Here is a 1,049-nt window from a genome sequence, read left to right on the forward strand (position 1 = left end):
GCACTCTGCCAGGCGATTTTCGATGACTGCCGCGCAGATAGCGAGTTTGGTGTACCAGTGGAAGCCGTTACACAGGCAGATAACGGTGTGACGGTCACACTCGCGGATAAGAGGACATTCCGCGCGCTTACATGCGTGCTGACGCTACCGACCAAAGTCTATGMGGATATTMGTTTTGACCCACMACTCCCATTCGAGAAGCAAGCCTTCATCGAGCATGCTGAGATGGCGGACGGTGCCGAACTTTACGTCCATGTGCGCCAGAACCTTGGTAACACATTCACTTTCTGCGATGATCCMAACCCGTTTAACGCTGTGCAAACTTACGCTTATAACGACGAGCTCGGAACGATCCTCAAGATCACGATTGGTCGGCAATCGCTGATCGATCTCGAAGACTTCGACGCGATTGCTGCCGAAATCCGTAAAATCCATGGTGACGTTGAGGTTCTTGAAGCGCTGCCCTACAATTGGGCGAAGGATGAATACGCGCGGACGAGCTACCCAGCGATGAGAAAAGGTTGGTTTTCCAAATATAAAGACATGGCCAAACCAGAGGGCCGTCTATTCTTTGCTGGCTCAGCCACTGCGGACGGATGGCACGAGTATATAGATGGTGCGATCGAGAGCGGGATTCGTGTAGGCCGGGAAATTCGGCACTTTATGAGACCGGCTGCTTAGTATTTGAACCCGGGCTCCGTACATTACTGAGCCCGGGCTTTAAAGCGCGAGCGAAGGAAACAGCATTCGATGCTATCCCTTCTGCCTCGGCCTCTTAAAAGGATAGTTATTTCCCTGCTTCAATCGCCGCGAAAATCTCAGTGGCGATMTTCTTCGCCTTGCCGTTGAACGGCAGCGATTTAACGGCCGCCAAGTTTACCGGTTCTCCAGCAACGATCGCGCCAATCATGCCCATCGAAAAGTGAGGGGTGCACTGGTAAATGTAGACGCCAGGCACCTCAATCTTGATTGAAATTTCCTGATTAATCTTGCCGCTCCATGTAGCGGCCCCGTCGGGAATGGCATTTTTAATCGACACGCTATTGTGC

At 52.1% G+C, this 1,049-nt stretch carries 2 protein-coding genes; one reads left to right on the forward strand and one right to left on the reverse strand.

Annotation, left to right across the window (positions count from 1 at the left end; translation table 11 throughout):
- The coding region (locus tag QD357_RS32465) for a flavin monoamine oxidase family protein (RefSeq protein WP_414126107.1) at window positions 1–681 on the forward strand (681 nt) is incomplete at its 5' end.
- A 106-nt stretch (window positions 682–787) separates the two neighbouring features.
- Here the strand turns inward: QD357_RS32465 and QD357_RS32470 are convergent.
- A partial coding sequence (locus tag QD357_RS32470; protein WP_414126109.1) for a plastocyanin/azurin family copper-binding protein occupies window positions 788–1,049 on the reverse strand: 262 nt, incomplete at its 5' end.

This window comes from Rhizobium sp. BR 317, assembly GCF_047445835.1.
GTDB lineage: Bacteria > Pseudomonadota > Alphaproteobacteria > Rhizobiales > Rhizobiaceae > Rhizobium > Rhizobium paranaense.